The 17,380-nt window shown below is 49.5% G+C and carries 22 protein-coding genes; 13 read left to right on the top strand and 9 right to left on the bottom strand.

The genetic code is table 11. The features are described 5' to 3' along the window. The first annotated feature begins 186 nt into the window (after positions 1-186). The 3 genes from NCN04_RS00290 to NCN04_RS00280 are packed head-to-tail and all read left to right on the top strand — an operon-like array spanning position 187 to position 1,836. Positions 187-801 carry a hypothetical protein gene (locus NCN04_RS00290; protein ID WP_250394799.1) on the top strand — a complete coding sequence of 205 codons (615 nt, stop codon included), beginning with the start codon at positions 187-189 and terminating at the stop codon, positions 799-801. Continuing rightward, on the top strand, positions 782-1,369 hold the full coding sequence (locus tag NCN04_RS00285; protein ID WP_250394798.1) for a hypothetical protein: 588 nt from the start codon (positions 782-784) through the stop codon (positions 1,367-1,369). Before NCN04_RS00290 ends, NCN04_RS00285 begins: the two co-directional genes overlap by 20 nt. Beyond that, positions 1,366-1,836 carry a hypothetical protein gene (locus NCN04_RS00280; protein WP_250394797.1) on the top strand — a complete coding sequence of 157 codons (471 nt, stop codon included), beginning with the start codon at positions 1,366-1,368 and terminating at the stop codon, positions 1,834-1,836. The genes NCN04_RS00285 and NCN04_RS00280 overlap by 4 nt, the downstream gene beginning before the upstream one ends. Before the next feature lie 167 nt (positions 1,837-2,003). On the opposite strand, the gene NCN04_RS00275 is transcribed toward NCN04_RS00280, so the two are convergent. Next, positions 2,004-2,735, bottom strand: coding sequence for a hypothetical protein (locus NCN04_RS00275; RefSeq protein ID WP_250394796.1), 732 nt, complete (start codon positions 2,733-2,735; stop codon positions 2,004-2,006). 526 nt (positions 2,736-3,261) lie between these two features. On the opposite strand from NCN04_RS00275, the gene NCN04_RS00270 reads away from it, so the two are divergent. After that, positions 3,262-3,699, top strand: a complete 438-nt coding sequence (locus NCN04_RS00270; protein ID WP_250394795.1) for a hypothetical protein — start codon at positions 3,262-3,264, stop codon at positions 3,697-3,699. 373 nt (positions 3,700-4,072) lie between these two features. Here NCN04_RS00270 and NCN04_RS00265 read toward each other — a convergent pair whose 3' ends face one another. Then, the gene (locus NCN04_RS00265; protein ID WP_250394794.1) at positions 4,073-4,417 is read right to left on the bottom strand and encodes a hypothetical protein; all 345 of its coding nucleotides are present in this window, start codon (positions 4,415-4,417) and stop codon (positions 4,073-4,075) included. 49 nt (positions 4,418-4,466) lie between these two features. Here NCN04_RS00265 and NCN04_RS00260 point away from each other — a divergent pair, with 49 nt between their 5' ends. Further along, the gene (locus NCN04_RS00260) at positions 4,467-4,862 is read left to right on the top strand and encodes a hypothetical protein (protein ID WP_250394793.1); all 396 of its coding nucleotides are present in this window, start codon (positions 4,467-4,469) and stop codon (positions 4,860-4,862) included. Between the two features lie 172 nt (positions 4,863-5,034). Here NCN04_RS00260 and cysK read toward each other — a convergent pair whose 3' ends face one another. Further along, positions 5,035-6,021: a cysteine synthase A gene (cysK, locus tag NCN04_RS00255; protein WP_250394792.1), complete on the bottom strand. Its 987-nt coding sequence runs from the start codon at positions 6,019-6,021 to the stop codon at positions 5,035-5,037. Between the two features lie 131 nt (positions 6,022-6,152). On the opposite strand from cysK, the gene NCN04_RS00250 reads away from it, so the two are divergent. After that, on the top strand, positions 6,153-6,950 hold the full coding sequence (locus NCN04_RS00250) for an outer membrane protein (RefSeq protein ID WP_048345904.1): 798 nt from the start codon (positions 6,153-6,155) through the stop codon (positions 6,948-6,950). On the opposite strand, the gene NCN04_RS00245 is transcribed toward NCN04_RS00250, so the two are convergent. Then, entirely contained in the window at positions 6,947-8,440 is a 1,494-nt protein-coding gene (locus NCN04_RS00245; protein WP_250394791.1) for a PLP-dependent transferase, read from the bottom strand. The two genes, NCN04_RS00250 and NCN04_RS00245, sit on opposite strands and share 4 nt — an antisense overlap. After that, positions 8,437-9,594, bottom strand: coding sequence for a trans-sulfuration enzyme family protein (locus NCN04_RS00240; protein ID WP_250394790.1), 1,158 nt, complete (start codon positions 9,592-9,594; stop codon positions 8,437-8,439). Before NCN04_RS00240 ends, NCN04_RS00245 begins: the two co-directional genes overlap by 4 nt. 310 nt (positions 9,595-9,904) lie before the next feature. Here NCN04_RS00240 and NCN04_RS00235 point away from each other — a divergent pair, with 310 nt between their 5' ends. Continuing rightward, entirely contained in the window at positions 9,905-10,162 is a 258-nt protein-coding gene (locus NCN04_RS00235) for a hypothetical protein (protein ID WP_250394789.1), read from the top strand. Between the two features lie 44 nt (positions 10,163-10,206). Here NCN04_RS00235 and NCN04_RS00230 read toward each other — a convergent pair whose 3' ends face one another. Continuing rightward, a complete protein-coding gene (locus tag NCN04_RS00230) occupies positions 10,207-10,683 on the bottom strand; it encodes a hypothetical protein (RefSeq protein ID WP_250394788.1) in 477 nt (158 codons plus the stop codon). 170 nt (positions 10,684-10,853) lie between these two features. On the opposite strand from NCN04_RS00230, the gene NCN04_RS00225 reads away from it, so the two are divergent. Next, on the top strand, positions 10,854-11,129 hold the full coding sequence (locus tag NCN04_RS00225) for a DUF1651 domain-containing protein (protein ID WP_048345909.1): 276 nt from the start codon (positions 10,854-10,856) through the stop codon (positions 11,127-11,129). A gap of 22 nt (positions 11,130-11,151) precedes the next feature. On the opposite strand, the gene NCN04_RS00220 is transcribed toward NCN04_RS00225, so the two are convergent. Next, on the bottom strand, positions 11,152-11,553 hold the full coding sequence (locus NCN04_RS00220; protein WP_048345910.1) for a hypothetical protein: 402 nt from the start codon (positions 11,551-11,553) through the stop codon (positions 11,152-11,154). A 507-nt stretch (positions 11,554-12,060) separates the two neighbouring features. Between NCN04_RS00220 and NCN04_RS00215 the strand changes: the two genes are divergently transcribed. Beyond that, positions 12,061-12,324 (top strand): hypothetical protein, encoded by a 264-nt coding sequence (locus NCN04_RS00215; protein ID WP_250394787.1) that lies wholly within the window; start codon positions 12,061-12,063, stop codon positions 12,322-12,324. 189 nt (positions 12,325-12,513) lie between these two features. Here NCN04_RS00215 and rpsD read toward each other — a convergent pair whose 3' ends face one another. Further along, entirely contained in the window at positions 12,514-13,122 is a 609-nt protein-coding gene (gene rpsD, locus NCN04_RS00210) for a 30S ribosomal protein S4 (RefSeq protein ID WP_011618574.1), read from the bottom strand. Positions 13,123-13,304: 182 nt separating this feature from the next. On the opposite strand from rpsD, the gene NCN04_RS00205 reads away from it, so the two are divergent. After that, positions 13,305-14,189 (top strand): Tll0287-like domain-containing protein, encoded by an 885-nt coding sequence (locus NCN04_RS00205; RefSeq protein WP_048345912.1) that lies wholly within the window; start codon positions 13,305-13,307, stop codon positions 14,187-14,189. Between the two features lie 44 nt (positions 14,190-14,233). Here NCN04_RS00205 and NCN04_RS00200 read toward each other — a convergent pair whose 3' ends face one another. After that, entirely contained in the window at positions 14,234-15,394 is a 1,161-nt protein-coding gene (locus tag NCN04_RS00200) for a ligand-gated ion channel (protein WP_250394786.1), read from the bottom strand. Positions 15,395-15,496: 102 nt separating this feature from the next. Between NCN04_RS00200 and yidD the strand changes: the two genes are divergently transcribed. The 3 genes from yidD to NCN04_RS00185 all read left to right on the top strand — a co-directional run. Beyond that, a complete protein-coding gene (yidD, locus tag NCN04_RS00195) occupies positions 15,497-15,733 on the top strand; it encodes a membrane protein insertion efficiency factor YidD (protein WP_048345914.1) in 237 nt (78 codons plus the stop codon). Beyond that, complete coding sequence (locus NCN04_RS00190; protein ID WP_048345915.1) at positions 15,714-16,022, top strand: glutaredoxin family protein; 309 nt, start codon at positions 15,714-15,716, stop codon at positions 16,020-16,022. The genes yidD and NCN04_RS00190 overlap by 20 nt, the downstream gene beginning before the upstream one ends. A 25-nt stretch (positions 16,023-16,047) precedes the next feature. Next, a partial coding sequence (locus NCN04_RS00185) for a UDP-N-acetylmuramoyl-L-alanyl-D-glutamate--2,6-diaminopimelate ligase (protein WP_250394785.1) occupies positions 16,048-17,380 on the top strand: 1,333 nt, incomplete at its 3' end.

Here is a 17,380-nt window from a genome sequence, read left to right as displayed (position 1 = left end):
GGTGCGCATTTGATCGTTGGTTATTCCCTCAAAGTTGTTATGAAGACGAAGCTCAGATGCTTGTGATCGAAAATTAATTGATTCTTCATTGCACATTGGTGCAAATTATCAATACCTCATAACTGTAGATACCTAGTTCAGTGAGAATCACCTGTTTACAACGAAAGTGACTTATTCATTTGATTCATGAACTACTCTGCATACCCGGATCTCAAAGTCAGAGGTTTCCGCTTCACTCTTGCAACAGCTGCTTTGGTTGGGACATGTGCTTTGTCTGCAATCCCAGCGCAGGCACAAAACATGCAAGCCGTCGAAAGCTCTAGCATTGGTGCGCAGGTAGAATTTAATAACACTTGGGGACAGAGTTTTGAAGTTACTGGCCCTAATTTAGGTGGTGGTGATCAAGGAGTGATTGCACCATTTGCTACTTCTGGAGAAAAGTCTTCCTCAAGTTTGAAAGGTTTTGGTAAGCCAAAGCCAATTAAAATCTCTCCACTTCTTGTCCCAAACTCTGGTGTCGCAACATTCTCAGCATCTGTCACCAATCTGAGTCCTAAAGGTGGAAAGCTTACAGGGAGCGGTCAAATCATTCAAGGATCAACAAGTAATAACATTGTTTTAAATCAAAACTCTGAAGATGGAGTCCCAAGTATTACGGTTGATCCCTATCAAGATGAGAATGGAATCGCTAATGAAAGTACGATTGGTGCAAATATTTTAGGCACTAATATTGGTGCTAGTAGCCTGCAGGTCACTGGAACCAACAGCTATACGGTGATGAATGATATGTCTGCTTTCTGAATTGTTTAGTAAGGCAGCATTTATTATTATGTCGCAGATCAAAACATCATTGTTTGATGCTTGGCCTTCTGCTTTAGTTTCTATCGCATTATTAGCCTTGGCATCTGCGGCTTTCCCCAAGGGTGCAGAGGCTCAACGAGCTTCTGTTTCCACAACTACTAGTAATTTAGCTTATTACAGCTTCGTGAATGGAGGGGGGCTTGAAATTGGCAGTAATGTTGGGCTTACTTATTCTGGCGACCTCAATACGATTGTCCAGAGAGAGGCTGGTCCTATTCAGATGATGCTTAACGACAGTGTGATGATTAATGGTGTGCCAGAACGCATGAGAGAAATGAACAAAGATGGCACTGTACATCAGCATCTTCTCTCCCCTGGTTTGTCTCGTAGCACCATTGATCTCAATGGTAAAACCACCGTATCTGTTCGTGTAGGAGGTACTTTGGCGGTTTATCGTGGCATGATGTATCAATCTCAAAATCGTACAAATCACTCTGCTTCGGGTCAATCATTAAGTGTATTTTCATCCCTCTTGCCAAGTGTTTTCAGCTCAAATACAGGTCAATGACTTTATTCACTAATAGATTTTGGCAATATTCTTGGATTTTAGCCATTCCTGCTTGGTTTGCTTTCGCGGCTTCGTCTCACGCACAGGTTAGTTTGGGCTATAGAAATCCTGTCGTAGCCAGTGGATCGATGGGGCGATCTTTTTTGCAAAGCACAATCCAAACCAATCAGTTTTTTGTAGATGGTGAAAATGTGGTTCCTAATGACAATTCTAGAGTTTTCAGTCGATCAACCATTTGGATTATTAAAGATCAAGGCTTGCCATTTTCTTTAAAGACAGAAGATGCAAATCCGCTGATCGAATCCACAAGTGTTTTTGAAGAAACACGTTCAGCATCTGTCGTGAGAACAGAAATTCTGCCTGTTGTTGTCACCGGAGCCGCTGCAAATGCCCTGCGTAGTGTTTTTCCAAGGGTGAGTGGTTTGATCGAATCTGAGTTTGTGACTCCAAGAGCATTAGGCTTTTAGGAATCTATTCGCCTAAAACTAACAACTTAGATTGCTAAAGCAGTCAAGACTCTTTCTTTCCAATGGAAAAATCTCATCACTTGAGAGCCATACATTGAATACAGCTTATTTACAAAAAAAAGTGGCCGTAAGGCCACCTTGGATTCATTTTTCTTTAAGTCGTTGAACTATTGATCAAAGACTGTCAGTGAGTTCATGATATTCGATTGGGCAGAGACTGAAGCAGATATTGCGCTAGTTCCTGTCAGTGTCGAAGTGATCGACGCCGCGTTTTGAGTGACGCTGGAACCAGCTGATTCTGTTGGCTCAAATGTCACAAATTCTATGCCTGGTAAGCCAGTTTTTGTGTCTTGATTCAAGCGTATATTTGATGGAAGATTGGTTGTGAGTGTGCCTCCAGCAAGCTGATCACCGCCTAAGGGAGTGATGCCAGCAAGAGCAGTAATTGATCCATCTCCAACGACATTTTCAAGATTGTTTAAAGGAGTGAAATCAGTCTGCCCAGTCATTGCATCAAATGTAGGGTCGCAACCAGCTTTAGGTGTTGAGCATTCTTGGATCGGAAGAAATCCATCGCGATCAAATGTCAAGGTCAGAGTGGCTTGACCTACATTGCCAACAGACACGGGGTTAGCGCCTTGTACCCGTGGTCCACCAAGGGCGATTGGAGTCCCCACCGTTGTTTCAAAGGGCCTGAAGACGTGGCCCTTTTGCGTGATTTGTGGTGAAGAAACATTAAACGATTCCCCGTATTCCAAGCCGTATGTTGCGCCGCCTTGAATGGTGATGATCTGGTTCGTACTCAGACTTTGAGCTTCTGCAGTTCTACCGGCTACAGACACCGCTAAAAGGGTGGCAGCGACCGATACCTTCGCGATGAGCTTGATGTGGTTAGTCAATGGAGAGTGAAGCGAGTGAACCTTCAAAACCCAAGAAAATATGAATTCTGAAGATATTGTTATAGCGTTTCGTCAGGCTTTTTTAAGTATCCGCTCAGGCTATTCCAAGGTTTTGACGGGATTTCTGAATATTTCTTAGCAAAAAAAACGTCGTTTCGTATGAACTTAGTTGCCTTTATTCCTTTTGCGTTTTTGCGTTTTTTCACTTTTACTCTTTTGCGCTTTTACTCTTTTGCGCCAGAGTGATTGACCATGATTGAAGGCGGCTTTGCTGTGCGCCTAGGGAGGGTCATTGGTCATTGGTGGAAGCCGGAGAAAGCCTGTATTTCTTGAAATTCGAACATAACGATTGTTTTTTCGTTCTCGGACTAAAATCTTAAAAATCCAGGGCATAATGCGATCTTCAAGCGCCATATCTCTTCTCTTGGTTGGATTGGTTGGCCTTTCTGGTCCTCCAAATACGGCCTTTGCCCAGTCTTCTCCATCAGCCACCTCAAGTTCTAGGGCTACGTCTGCCGGAACAACAGTGAATAACCAAAATAATTCTCAAATTAATACCAGTTCGTTTTATGGTTTTGGCCCAGGTATTAACTGCCCTACTCCAACACTTTCGGTTGCTGGCTTTGGTGGTAGTGGATCAGGCCTCAGCGATGGAGATGTCATTGGTGCCAGGGTTAACAGTGATAACTATGGCGGGGGCGTTACAGTCACTTTCCCTATAGGTGGCGCCAATCATGATATCTGTAAAAAGATTGGTAAAGCACAAGTCTCCGCTTTGGAAAGTCAAGTTGCAAGAGCTCAAGCAGAGGCGAGAAAGACGCAGGCAGATATCAATCTTGTAACTGCTCTGAAGTGTGTTGAGCTTCTGAAGTTTGCAACACTTTCTGGTCAATTTGCTCAAATCTGTTCAGGTGTTAATCCAAATTTTAATTATCCGAGGGCGCGTGCATCACAATCGCCTTGATGAATGTCAATCACCTCTTTTTTGAACTTTAAATGATTATGGCTCAATATACTTTCTTGGTGAAGTCGATTGCGAAGCCTTTGGCTGTTCTCTTTTTGGCGATAATCGCTTCTCAGAATCCTGTTAAATCGAATAGTTTTGATGTTTACTGTACTTCGAATGGCGATCAAACGACTACATGCGTTGGATGGGAGGGAGATCAGGACCTAACTTGCGTTGCGAATGTAGGGGGCTCGCTGAGTTGTAAAGCCTCCTCGGGACAAAGTTTTGTTTGTGTTAATAACTCTGGCACTACTTCTTGTACTAATCAAAACAGCGCTAATGTGCAAACTACTCAATGTACTTTTGATGGTGGAGGAACTTCCTCTTGTGCTCAACCTGAGCCACAATCTTCTCCATTGATTGAAGCTCCCTCGATTGCTGAACCATCGATTGAAATACCAGAAAATTTGATAACGCCTACGTTGAGCTCGCCCTCCGTTTTTTGATAATCTTGATGGCGTTTGTCTGCAGAAGAGGATACTATTTTTTCTTCTGAAAATGTCTCGTTTGTTTTTGTGGCTCTGATCGTTGCTGCGCTCTTGTAATCCAGATGTTTTGCGACTTGATCTTCAATGTGTCCAAGACTCGATGGCGCCTTGTTTTGATTCGATGTGTCCTTTGTGGTTGTGCGGGCAACGTGGGTATTGGCTAAAGTAACTGTATGATTCTTTGTCAAAGATGTCTTTGTTTTTTTTGACCATTAATCACTTGAGGGGGTCTGATTAGTGTCTTCCCGGGAGATTCATTTGTCTAAGTTTTCATCTGTCTGTTTTTGCTCTTTTGCTGTAATATCACTGGTTTTTTCTTTTGCTTCTCTTCCTGGATCGACGCAAAGGGTCCCGCAAGTTACTGGATGGACATTTTCCCGATCCTATGGAAAAGGGGTTGGTAATTCCACCGCAACCACGGCAATCTCTGAAAGCAATGGAGCGGAATCGTTTTCTCGTGTGAATGTTTTGCCGATCTCGGAGCTTGATCCTGACGGAAACTTTTTAATTCAGGATCCTGATAGCCCCTTCTCTATTGGGGTAAGGGCACGTAAAGCGGAGGAAACTGTCAAGGTTCAACAGCTCAATTACTTCTCGCTGTCTGACTGGGGATATACAGTTTTTAGTTATTGATTGAAATCCATGGTGTATTGGATTTGAGAATTAATTCTTCTCGACGTTGGATCGTCTTGATGATCGCTTTATGTCGCTTGAATATGTTCGAATGAGTTGATGAATGTTGTTAACAGGCTCTGAGAATTCAATCAGAGCCTGGTTGTGTCCTGAATCTTAACTTATACGATTATTATGCTTTTACTGGCTCTTCGATGATTCCGGTGGGCACGTCCGCAAACATCACGGAAGACAAATAACGCTCAGCTAGGTCAGGCAGAACGACCACGATGGTTTTACCAGCAAATTCATCCTGTTGGGCAAGGCGAATGGCTGCTGCGGTTGCTGCGCCGCAGGAAATTCCTACTAAGAGGCCTTCTTCCTGGGCCAGGCGCAGGGCCATTTCGATGGATTCCTCATTGGTGACCTGCTCAACGCGATCGACCACGGAGAGATCGAGGTTGTTAGGAATGAAGCCAGCGCCGATACCTTGAATTTTGTGTGGGCCGGGCTTGAGCGCTTCACCATTCATTGTTTGGGTGATCACAGGGCTGTGGCTTGGCTCAACGGCTACCGAGGTGATGGCCTTGCCTTTGTCCTGCTTGATGTAACGCGAGACTCCGGTAATGGTGCCACCGGTTCCAACGCCGGCTACGAGCACATCGATCGCCCCATCGCAGTCATCCCAGATCTCAGGACCTGTGGTTTTTTCGTGGATCTCTGGATTGGCAGGATTGTCGAACTGTCCAGGCATGAAGTACTTGGACGGATCACTATCTGCAATCTCCTTGGCCTTAGCGATGGCACCAGGCATGCCCTTGGCGGCTTCCGTCAGGATCAGTTCAGCGCCAAGCACGGCCATCACCCGTCGACGTTCGATCGACATCGATTCCGGCATCGTGAGGATCAGCTTGTAACCACGAGCCGCGGCAGTGAAGGCCAGGGCAATGCCTGTATTGCCTGAGGTGGGCTCCACGATGGTTTTCCCTTCGGAGAGAACACCACGCTTTTCAGCGTCCCAAATCATGTTGGCGCCGATTCTGCACTTCACGCTGTAGGCGGGGTTGCGGCCTTCGATTTTGGCCAAAACGGTGGCCTTGCAACCCTTGGTGACGTGGTTAAGGCGAACGAGCGGGGTGTTGCCTATGGCTTGGCTGTTATCGGCGTAGACGCGGGACATGAGGCTGGAATTATTTTCTAGAAATTTAATTGCCAGGATTGGCACTTCATTCCAGCTTCAGGCCTTATTAAGACTTCGATGTCTGTTGATGTGGTTTTGACTATGTCGACTCGATCATTTTTTGGCTTCCAATGAACACTTGCTACGCGTCCTTTTTGGCCTTCGCCTCGGTCGCTCTCTCATCGGTCGCTGTCTCGCCTGCTGCTGTTTTGGCAGAGTCTGAAGAGCAGGCGCGTGGCCCTTACCTCCGCTTGGGTGCAGGCGTGCAATGGCCGGAGACGAGTGCGCTAAAGGATCAAAGGTGTTCAAGTACCTCACCGCCAGCGTTGTTTGGATGTGGGCCAGGCGATGACGGACGAAGCCTTGGTGCCTATGGCGGTTTTGATCAGGCCCCCGTGGTGGATGCAGCGATCGGGTATCGCTGGACGTCATGGCTGCGGACGGAGGCCTTACTCAACTGGTCGCCCCAGCTCAACGTATCCGCGCAAAGTAATTTCCTCGGAGCAGGCTCGAATCAGCCTGTTAGTGCGTCTGGGAATGGGTTAGCTGGATTTGGAGTGCTGTACGTGGATGGACCTTCCCTGGCAACGGTCCGTCCGTTTATCGGTGCTGGTCTTGGTGCTGCTCGGACGTCTCTTTCTGATGTCACCTATCGATTCCCAGCGATTTCCAGTGATGCCGTCACGGTGACCTCTGGAGGGAGATCCACGTCATTCGCCTATTTGCTCACGGCTGGTGTGAGCATCCCTCTCAGCGAGAGGCTTGACCTTGACCTGGCCTATCGCTGGACCGATCTTGGAACGGTGAAAACCAATGCAGGATCCGCCAAACTTGTTCGGCCTGCAGGCCGATCCAAGCTCGCGATTGCAGGTACAGAGATTGATCTTCAAACTCAAGCCGCTGTAGCGAGTTTGCGTTTTCGCTTTTAGGGGCTCGACGGAGAGAGGGCGCGCTCAAACCGTTGCCAAAGCTCCTCGGGTTGTTCGAGCCCGACCGAGACACGTAGGAGGTGAGAGGGAACGCCGCAAGCCTGGGCCCAGGCCAGTTCGTCGTAGTGAGCCAAAAGCACATAGGGACACACCAAGCTGAACGGTGTGCCCAGGCTTGGCCCTTTGCAGACCGACAACCCGTCGTAAACAACTCGGGCTTGATCGCTACCGCCCTTGAGCTCGAAAGAGAGCAGGCAGCCATGTCCGGCGCCGGGGCGCATGAGGCTGCGGAAATTGGGGCATTGATCGGGGTAATACACACGCGCCACCGCCGGGTGACTGCTGAGCTTTTTGGCTAGGGCTTGGGCATGGCGATTCAGTTGAGGAACGCGTGCCTGGACATCGCGGCTTCCTTGTTCCAGGGCGATTGCATCGCCATCGTCAAGGCCGGTGAACCCTGCGGGTGAGTGTTGATTCTGAAAGGTTTGCTCCCAGCGGGAGTGCGGGCTCACAACCAGGGCTCCGGCCAACACATCCCCCCGACCGCCAAAACTTTTGGTGAGTGAACTGAAGATCAGGTCTGCATAAGGCAGGGGATCGATGTTCAAGCAAGATCCGATCGTGTCGTCTGCGATCACTGGAATCCCTCGGGCATGAGCCAAGCGGGCGAGAGTTGGGAGGTCCACGCATTGCAGAAGGGGATTGCTGGGTAGTTCCACAATCACCGCTGCTGGATCGATGCGATCAAGAGCGGCTTCCATGGCTGCGCTGCTGCTGTCGAGCAGTAATTCGCTTCCGGCAAACACCACCTGAGGCAGCTTCAGCACATCGACGTAGGGGAAGCCGATTTGCAGGGTGGGGCGCCCTTGCCGCATGGTTGTGAGCCATTGCAGAGCCGTGTGTAGAGCCGCCATCCCGGAGGGGTGCAGGCTGAACTGCTGGGTGTCACATCCATAGATGGCGGCTAGTCGCTCGATCACGAGAGCCTTGGCTCGATGAGCGGCTCCCGCCGCTGGTGCTGCCTCCTTGTTCAAGCTGATCGCGGCCCGTCGCGATGAGGCGCCTAAACCAGCGTGTTGCCAGAAAGCCTTGGCATGGGGGCTCGCTTCGGCGTTAGCAATCAAGACGGCGAGTCCGAGCTGATCCACGATTTGGGTGGAAGCACTCGGAGTCTGCCGACGGCAATGCTGTTGGGCGAGCTGGGCGGCAGCCCCGTTGGGGTAGGGCCAAGCACTGGATCCCGGGGAGTTCATCCCGGTGGGGAGCATCGCTAATGCTTGTTGAGCAACCTCTGCAACTAAAGGATGGAGAGCAAAGCGTGGATACAACGCTCGCAATTGCGACCGGCACTGCGGATCGTTGTCTTCGTAGGCGATGACATCGCGCCAGCGCGGTAGGGCAACGGACACGGCATGGGTGCTGTCCGGCAAGGGATGGCCAAGGTCCTCGCCTTGCCAGCATGGGTTGCGCAGGAGGTCGCGGGAACTCACGGGAGCAGGGTGAGCGCGTGATCAAGATCGATCAACAGGTCACGGATGTCTTCGCAGCCAAGGGATAGCCGAATCAGCCCGTCGCTGATGCCTAGGGCTGCTTTGATCTCGGAAGAAACGGCGGCGTGGGTCATGGTGGCTGGATGGCAGATCAAGCTCTCAACTCCGCCAAGGCTTTCGGCCATCGTGAACCAACGCAGGGCTTTGCACACGGCATAGGCCTGTTCACGACTCGCATTTAATCCAATCGTCACGATTGCTCCGCCTCCGTTCATTTGGCGCAAGGCCACAGCCCTCTGAGGGTGATCGTCTCGTCCGGGATAGCGCACCCAAGACACAGCGGGATGGGATGCCAAGTGATCCGCCACCGCAGCCGCATTCGCCATCTGTTGGTTCAGGCGCAGGGGCAGCGTTTTGATGCCCCTGGTGATCAGCCAACAGTCGAAGGGTGAGGGCATCAGCCCCAATGCTTTTTGGGCAAACACCATCTTTTGATGCCAGCTGGGCTGATCGGTGCAAACCACACCACCGAGGGCATCCGAATGCCCGTTGATGTATTTCGTGGTGCTGGTGAGTGAGAGGGTGGCGCCGAGTGCCAAAGGACGTTGCACCAAGGCGGTGGCGAACGTGTTGTCGACCACAACGGGCACGCCTGCGGAGCGGGCCGCGCTGCAGACTGCATCGAGGTCAATCACCTTGAGCAGTGGGTTGGTGGGACTCTCCAGCCAGACCATCGCTGGCCGCTGCTCCTCGATGCGGGCCACAGAACTGGGATTGGTGAAATCAACCCATTCGGTGCGCACCCCGAACTTGGCAAACACCTGCTCGAACAAGCGCACGGTGCAGCCGTAGAGGTTTTCTTCGCAGAGCACCAGATCTCCCTGGCTCAGGGTGGAGACAATCGCGGTAATCGCGCTGACTCCCGAACCAAACACCGTGGCGTGGGTGCATGCCTCAACAGAGGCCAGAACGCCTTCAAGGATGCGGAAATTGGGGTTGCCCGAGCGGGTGTAATCGAATCCGCCTGGGTTGCCATGCTCAAAGGTGGATGTGGCGTAGATGGGTGGCATCACCGTGCCGGTTTCGCTGGCGAAGCTTTCGCCGTGGTGAATGGCCCGGGTGGCTGTCGCCGGTTCTGGGACAGGACGCTGCAAGGCGTTGATGCGATCTACCTGAAGGCTATTAAACGGTCTGTTGTTAAGCGTGTTTGTTGGCTTTCTAGGTGAGGCATCGCAGGGTTCAGGGCTCGCAATGGTTGTTTTGGTTTTGAAGATGTCAGTGATCGGTGTGTTTCTTGCTGACTTCGCTGCAGATCTCTGCGTGATTGATCGCTTCCCTGAGGAGTGATCAGCCCCAGCTTTGCGGGAACGCCGCTGACTCGAGTTTGTCTTTGAAAAATGCGGAGCCTCGGTCGTGCAATGTGGCTTACGTCGTCTTAGCGTTTAGACGATTTTGTGATCTCTCATGAAGGAAAGCCAGGTTCTGCAAAGCGATAAGGATGAATGGAGAGATCATGTTCTCCAAGAGATTGTTGGGTTTTTAAGTAAGAATAAAGAAGAGATCCATGGGCGTTACCTTGATCAACAACGTGGCCAGCTTTCACGAGATTTTATTGAAGAGAAGGGTTTGATGGATTTTGAATTGGCGATCACATTTTTGGAAGATAAGCCCAAGGGTATGGGGTTGGGTCTTGGCTTTTTCAAGGCAACTCTGATTCGCTAAATGGAAGACGATCCTCCTGATGCCTTGGATCTATGCGTGAGATTTCAAGTTTCTTGCTTGGCTTCGCATCCGATTGAGTGGCATACAGCGGATTTAAACTGGTAAAATTGATTCATGATGAGTTGCTCTTCGATCTCGTCGTCCGAAATCAATGGAATGGTATGAATGATGAGCAAAGGGACTGGTCTGGAAAAATCTTTGCTTCCGCATAAATACGTTTTTGCTCCGAGTAAAAGCTTGCTGATTCTATTGATAACAAGCTTGCAGCTGTTTCGATCTTCGAACAAGATTTGCGCTTTAAATTGAATGTCAATTTCGTATTCGTCTTGGTCGCTTTCGTGATTTTGGTTTCTCCACACTCCTTCGATCATCCACCACATTCCGCCGTTATGTATCCAAACTGTGGCTAACTCTGGCGGGCTTGCTTTAAAGATATTGAGTTGACAATTGAAGTTGTTGCTCTTGAAGATCTTGTAAATCTTCCTGCTTGTAAGCTCATTCGCTTGCACGAGAGTGACCATCAACGCATGGGTATTATCATCAGCTCTAATCCCGTTAAGCGTTCTTGCGGATGAGGCATGAGCACGTTCATTTAATACTAGCTGACTGCAAATATTGTCTGTCTGTATAACTCGTCACGAGGTGTTGGTAGGAAGAGGGTGATTATCTAAAGTCGTCTATTCTGTTGTCAATGTGTCTTGGTTGCTTTGCCGATGTTTGTGCGGACGGGTGGTTGATTGATGGCTGCGGTTATTGGGCAATGCGCTTTCATCGAGATGAGCAATCTGATGCGAATGATCCTCGTGTCTTTGTGGATTATGGAAGGGGGATGCCAAACGGACAGTCCGCCTTGTTGAAGAGCAGAAAACATCTGCCACGAAAGGATGCAGAGACGCAATGGAATCGATTGATTGAAATCGGTTGGACGCAGGTTCCACCTGTTTGGGGGCAAGATGTTGAGCCATAAATCAGGTTTGTGTGATGACTGCCTAAAAGCCCAATCCGATGAATAGTTCTTGATGCACAACATAGGTGTAGTACAAGGTTGTGCCGGCATTGGGTGAAAGTTCGATGCCATCACTGTTAAAGGCGATATTGCAAATCAAGTTTCCCTTCCAGGCAATTTTGTCTTGACTTTGTTCTGCTGACCATCTCATTACAGCATTGAAATGATCAGGAATGACGGCTCCAATCTTCTCGCAGATGTCTGAAAGTCTGCAGAGGGCCGGGGGTTTAGCGGGTAGGGATAAGCCTTTCCTCAGCGTCAATTCGTCTATTACTCCTGTATATCTCACGAATTCGATGAAAGCTTCTTCCTCGGTGGTTAGTGAGGCATTAGATAACGCTTGATCAAAGAGAGCAGCTGTTAGGACTGGCCTAGATTGAATCATTCTGTTGTTGCAATGATTTGCTGATAGGTGCTGATTATAGTCATCGCTCTATGGAGTTTAAATATTGATTCTTTCGTCTTTAAACGACCTCCATTGGTCTATGGGCTAGATGATCTGACGAGTGAACCCAATCTATTGCTCCGTTCGTGGGTTCTACCTCGTTGTTCTGTGCAAAGGGTTGTGTGTTATTGATTGCACGACCAGCAATTTTTTGCCACAGTACTTGAAAAGGCTAAATTCCATGGGTCTGAGGAAATCACTCAAAAAAGCCGTGGTTTATTTGCTTGGTGTTGTCGACGAGTATTGGGCTATGCGAGAGCCTAGTCAATATGGCGATAAGGATCCAGAGTGCTCAATCTCTACTGACAGTCAGGGTTGTGTGAGCAAAAGTGTCTCGCAGTCAAAGCATCCATGACGGATGAAAGAACAATGTTGTGGCAAGAATAATTGAGATTGTTGAAGGTCTTGTTGGGGAGCGTTATAGTGTGATTGTTTTGAGATTTTCTTTTGAATCAAGCTAGTATCCGCCGTTTTATATTTACTTTAATCACCGGTTATTTGGCGATTTTTGGCATTCAGCAGATTCCTTATGAATTTCCAAATCAATGGGCTGTGTTGATTCCGGTTTTAATTGTTGTTTATATCATCACTGTATGGCTGGACGGAGTCTTTTTTAAGGATAATGAACCCCCTGAAAAGCCTCCTGCTGCTATGAAAAAGGCCAAGAACAAGAAATCTTCGAAAAAACCGAATGGATTCGGGGATTCTTAGAACCTTTTCTTTCGTCTTTGCCTTGCTGAAGAAGCCTAATCATCGCTTGGTATAGCGTTCATGCTTCAACGATCTGATGGTCCTTGACTGCAAGTGTTGGCAAAAAAAAACCTGCTGGCTTCGTGTCCAAGGCCAACAGGAATTGAAATGGAATGAGAACAGTCCCAGATCGAAATCCGGGATTGAACATCAGACCTTTCTTGAGTAGTACTCCACAACCAGGAGTTCGTTGATCTCAAGGGCTACCCATTCGCGTTCAGCGCGGCCAATCACTTTGGCGCTGAGCTTGGGTTTGTCGAGCTCAAGGTGAGGAGGCACGTTGGCCAGTCCAGGGAATTGAAGATTCGCTTCGGCAAGCAGTTTGCTGCACTTGCGTTCGCGAATAGCGATCACATCACCGGCCTTGCACTGATAACTGGCGATGTCGGTGACCCGTCCATTCACGGTGACGTGGCCATGGTTTACCAGCTGGCGGGCGCCGGGCACGGTTGGACCAAATCCAATGCGGAAGCAAACATTGTCGAGACGATTCTCGAGCAATTTGAGCAGGTTGGTTCCTGTTGAACCCTCCTGAGCACGCGCTTTCTTGACGTAGCGCACGAGTTGGCGTTCAGAAACGCCGTAGTTGAAGCGAAGCTTTTGCTTTTCTTCTAAGCGGATCGCGTATTCGGAGCGCTTGCGACGGGCTTGGCCGTGCTGACCGGGTGGATAGGACCGTTTTGCGGCCTTCCGGGTGAGACCGGGTAGGTCTCCCAAGCGCCGCGTGATCCTCAGGCGAGGGCCGCGGTATCTGGACATAGGTCGATTGAGATCGGTAGTGGGTTGTTCGTGTCGACTCTGCCTGTGCTCACCGAAAGCAGACGGTGCGAGACGTTCGACAAGAACCACTTAATATACTCCTAGGCTTGCCTTGCCTCGAAAAGGCGTTTCTCAAAGGAGCCCATACACATTTTGGGTTCAATGAATGAATATTTTTCCTTGTGAAAACTAACCAATCCTCGTCAGTTCTTACTGGTTTTCTTCTCCGTTTTGTTGGGCTGCAGTTTGTTGCTTTTATTTTAGCAATTATTTTAATTGTCTCGGGGTATACCTTGGTTACGAGAACCTATGTTCGCTTTCAGGCCTCGCAGGTGATGGACGTGATGTTGGCTGTGCGTGAATATACATCTAGAAAAATTAATCCATTGATTGCTCCTATCAATGACTCTTCTGATGCGGCATTTATGCCTGAAGCTGTTCCAAGTTATTCTGCCACAAAGGTGTTCGAGTATCTAAGATTGAATCATGCGTATTCTGATTTCCAATATCGAGAAGCTGCACTCAATCCAACAAGTCCTTCGGATCGTGCGAGTGCTACTGAAGCGGAAATTATTGCTCGGTTTGAAGACAACCCTCGTTTAAGGGAGATTAGCGGTGTTCTAAATGATAATAGTGATCATAATCAATATTTTCTCGCGAAGCCCATTCGGCTCTCGAAAGAAAGTTGTTTGGCCTGTCACTCAACACCCGATAGGGCTCCTAAAAGCCAACTAATTGCCTATGGAGATAAGAATGGATTTGGATGGAAGCTGGGTGATGTTGTTGGTGCTCAGATCGTATCACTTCCGATTGACTCTGGTTTGCCGTCTCCAGCGCGTTTTGTCCTTCTGCTTGTCTTGGCTGTTGGACTCATGTCTTTGGCTGTAGTTGTGGTTGGTAAACGCTTCTTTGAAGCTCTTATCGCTCGTCCACTAAGACAAGTCTTGCGACTTGTGAGTGATCAGTCTTGCGAGGCCGATGACGATTCAAAGCATCTGCGTCAACGTCAAGATGAGTTTGGTGTGTTGTCTCGATGGATTTCTAGCCTTCGTGATTCCTTGAAGTGAGCCTCAAGATTCTTTGTATTGGTTCAATTGCCTTCTGGTCTTTTTTAACTGAGGGCAATCCAAGCAAAAAGCCCTTGAGAGGCTAAGAAGGTCGCTGGAAGGAAGATTTCCATGATTCTTTCGAGTGTTGGAACGCGTTCTGCGCCTTCTTTCGCAATTGTTTGTGAGATGTAATAAGCGATGAAGACTTCTGAAACCATAAACACGAATAGGAAGATTGTATAAGTATCGCCTAGGGTTAGATAGGGGACTCTTGGTACTGAGCTGGTGATAATGATTTGGTAAGCAAGAGTTGTAAATAGCAGTCCGGAAATAAATGCCAATCTGTCCGCAAATGCCTCTAAGGGGATGGCCAGGAAAAAGATGCTTGTGAAGGTGAGGATCCCTAAGGGCAGGAATATCTTGTAAATAAAGTGGCCTGACCGCCTTGAGATTGTTATCGTCGCTGATAATCTTGAGAATTCATTGCTTCCTTGCTCGGGGTCGTCATGGTTGCGAATCACATACCCTAAATTTTTGATTTTCCATTCTGGAAGCTTGGAGTTTTTGCTTAGGCTTACGACATCTCCAAGTTCGACTAGCTTGAGAACAGTCTTGTCCCAGCTAAAGGATTGTACATATAAGTGCAGGAGTTGCTGGTCAAAAGGGAATTTTTCGAGTCTAAATTCTGAGCCAAGTCCTTCCTCAAAACGCGCTTTCCTTTCCACTGCTCCACTGCGATGCAGTGTGATGGTTTGAGTTTGGTAAAAGGCTTCGCTGACGCGATTTGTAAATTCAAGTTGAGGAACCCAATGGGATCCCATCCAGTCTTCTGCAGCGGAGTTGAACAGAACGAGTTTATCTTCATTTTCTGGGAGATTGCTGATGATGCGTGGATCGCACCATGTGGAAGTCAGTAATCCATCAAGCTGAAAATTATTGTGTGTATCGGAGATTGAAGGCAATTCATTGATGTGGATGCTGACTCCCACAGGAATGGGTTTGAGCTTTGAGATTGGTTGCGGTGGTGCCAATGGATGTGTGGGTAACAGCTCTTTCTCTGGGCACCCGTATTCGGAAATATTGAGCTGAGATAAATCTTTGATTCTGTTCGCTTGTCCAGGGATATATTCAACTGCGATTGAGGGCGAATAATGGCCTCCTATCCACAGGCAGAAGGCTAGTAATGCTGCAAAAAATGCACCAATCTGCTTTCTTCGTGCCACGTATAAAAAGCACTACAGGATGTTGAAACGATAATCCCTGATTGTTGATCAAAATATTTTGCGTTTAAGCACACTTCGTTAAGATGAAACCATCCATTTGGTCTGTTGGCCGTGATCGAGACATGGGTCAGCCGGTTGATGCTCGGCTTGATCGGCATCTATCGCACTTGGATTTCACCCTTGATCGGCCCTCGCTGTCGGTTTACCCCAACCTGTAGTGCTTACGGGATCGAGGCGATTCAGCGCCATGGCCCTTGGCGTGGTGGTTGGTTAACCCTGCGTCGTTTGCTGCGCTGCCATCCCTTTACCCCCTGCGGCTGTGACCCCGTCCCCGATTGATTCACGGCGATTATTGCTCTATAGCAGGGCTGGTTGTTGTCTCTGTGAGGGCCTCGAACAGCGTTTGCGAGATCTCAACCTTGAAGATGACATTCATCCCCTCACACTCGTTGTGGTGGATATTGACGCTCCCGACTGTGCAGCGTCATTGCGAGCCCGCTTTGACCTGGAAGTTCCCGTTTTAGTCCTAGGAGATACGGAACTTCCGCGCGTGTCTCCCAGACTGAGTGGGGATGGATTGCGCACTTGGTTGCAGCGGGTTTGCGCCCCTGCGGCAGGTTCGGATTAGAAAACCCATCTGTGGTGACCCAGCGATGACCCAGACACTCCACGCCTTGCTTCATTCGGTGGGTTTGCCTGTGCCCCAGGGGTTGTCCGATGCAGTGATCGAATCGATCACCTGTGATTCCCGTTGCGTGGGGCCTGGGAGTGTGTTTATCGGCCTTCCTGGCGGGCGTGTGGATGGCGGCAGCTTTTGGCCCAAGGCCCTTGCTGATGGGGCTTCCGCGGTCCTGATTGGCTCTACGGCAGCAGCAACTCTGCCCCCTGAGCCAAGCGATGCGGTGGTGGTGGTGCCTGATCCGGTTGCTCGTTGGGCCGGTGAGCTGACGGCAGCTTTTTGGAAGCACCCCAGTGAGCGCATTGGTTTGATTGGGGTCACGGGCACCAATGGCAAAACCACCACCACCCATCTGATTGAACATTTGAGTTCGGCCTGTGGACGCCCCTCTGCTCTATTTGGAACCCTTCTCAATCGCTGGCCTGGTCACAGTGTGACGGCGACACACACCACAGCCGTAGCGGATCGGCTGCAAGCGCAACTCGCTGAGGCCTATGCCGCTGGAGCTCAGTTAACGGCCATGGAGGTGAGCTCCCATGCACTTGATCAGCATCGGGTGGCTGGATGCCGTTTTTCCGGCGCGGTGTTTACCAATCTCACGCAGGACCATCTCGATTACCACGAGACGATGGCGTCTTATTTCGAAGCCAAAGCTCGGCTGTTTGCACCACCTCTCATGGCTGGTCAGGGGGCTCAGGTTGTGGTCAATATCGATGACCCTTGGGGGAAACAATTAGCTGAGCGTTTGGGCGATCGCTGTTGGCGGAGTTCGTTAGCTGAGGGTTCAGCGCATGCAGAACTGACCATGTCTGATTTGGTGATGGGCTCTTCTGGGGTCGAAGGCCGCCTGTTGAGTCCTTTGGGTGAGGGCTCCTTCCAATCGCCTCTGCTCGGTCGCTTCAATGTGATGAACCTGTTGCAGGCGGTTGGAGTCTTGCTTCAGCAGGGGCTCCCTTTGGAGGCGCTTCTTGAAGCCATCAGTACGTTCAAGGGCGTTCCTGGTCGGATGGAACGGGTGGTTGTGGACGGAAAGGGGGGAGAGCTGCCCACTGTCTTGGTGGATTATGCCCACACTCCAGATGGCTTAAGCAGCGCCCTCAACGCCTGTCGGCCCTTTGCAGACGGCAAGCTGATTTGTGTGTTTGGCTGTGGTGGTGATAGAGATCGTGGCAAGCGTCCTCAGATGGCTGCGATTGCGGCAGAGCTTGCTGATGCTGTGGTGGTGACGTCTGATAATCCACGCACAGAAGATCCCCAACAAATCCTGAATGATGTTGTTGAGGGTATTCCTAGCGACACTGCCTTAA

This window comes from Synechococcus sp. MU1655 (assembly GCF_023630655.1).
Classification (GTDB): Bacteria; Cyanobacteriota; Cyanobacteriia; order PCC-6307; family Cyanobiaceae; genus Synechococcus_C.
This window is presented reverse-complemented; position numbering and strand designations above follow the sequence as displayed.

What these genes read in the sequence shown, in the direction of transcription:
- NCN04_RS00290 (WP_250394799.1), top strand. Translation starts at nt 187, where the DNA reads ATGAACTACTCTGCATACCCGGATCTCAAAGTCAGAGGTTTCCGCTTC.
- NCN04_RS00285 (WP_250394798.1), top strand. Translation starts at nt 782, where the DNA reads ATGATATGTCTGCTTTCTGAATTGTTTAGTAAGGCAGCATTTATTATT.
- NCN04_RS00280 (WP_250394797.1), top strand. Translation starts at nt 1,366, where the DNA reads ATGACTTTATTCACTAATAGATTTTGGCAATATTCTTGGATTTTAGCC.
- cysK (WP_250394792.1), bottom strand. Translation starts at nt 6,021, where the DNA reads ATGTCCCGCGTCTACGCCGATAACAGCCAAGCCATAGGCAACACCCCG.
- NCN04_RS00250 (WP_048345904.1), top strand. Translation starts at nt 6,153, where the DNA reads ATGAACACTTGCTACGCGTCCTTTTTGGCCTTCGCCTCGGTCGCTCTC.
- NCN04_RS00235 (WP_250394789.1), top strand. Translation starts at nt 9,905, where the DNA reads ATGAAGGAAAGCCAGGTTCTGCAAAGCGATAAGGATGAATGGAGAGAT.
- NCN04_RS00230 (WP_250394788.1), bottom strand. Translation starts at nt 10,683, where the DNA reads ATGGTCACTCTCGTGCAAGCGAATGAGCTTACAAGCAGGAAGATTTAC.
- NCN04_RS00225 (WP_048345909.1), top strand. Translation starts at nt 10,854, where the DNA reads ATGTGTCTTGGTTGCTTTGCCGATGTTTGTGCGGACGGGTGGTTGATT.
- NCN04_RS00220 (WP_048345910.1), bottom strand. Translation starts at nt 11,553, where the DNA reads ATGATTCAATCTAGGCCAGTCCTAACAGCTGCTCTCTTTGATCAAGCG.
- rpsD (WP_011618574.1), bottom strand. Translation starts at nt 13,122, where the DNA reads ATGTCCAGATACCGCGGCCCTCGCCTGAGGATCACGCGGCGCTTGGGA.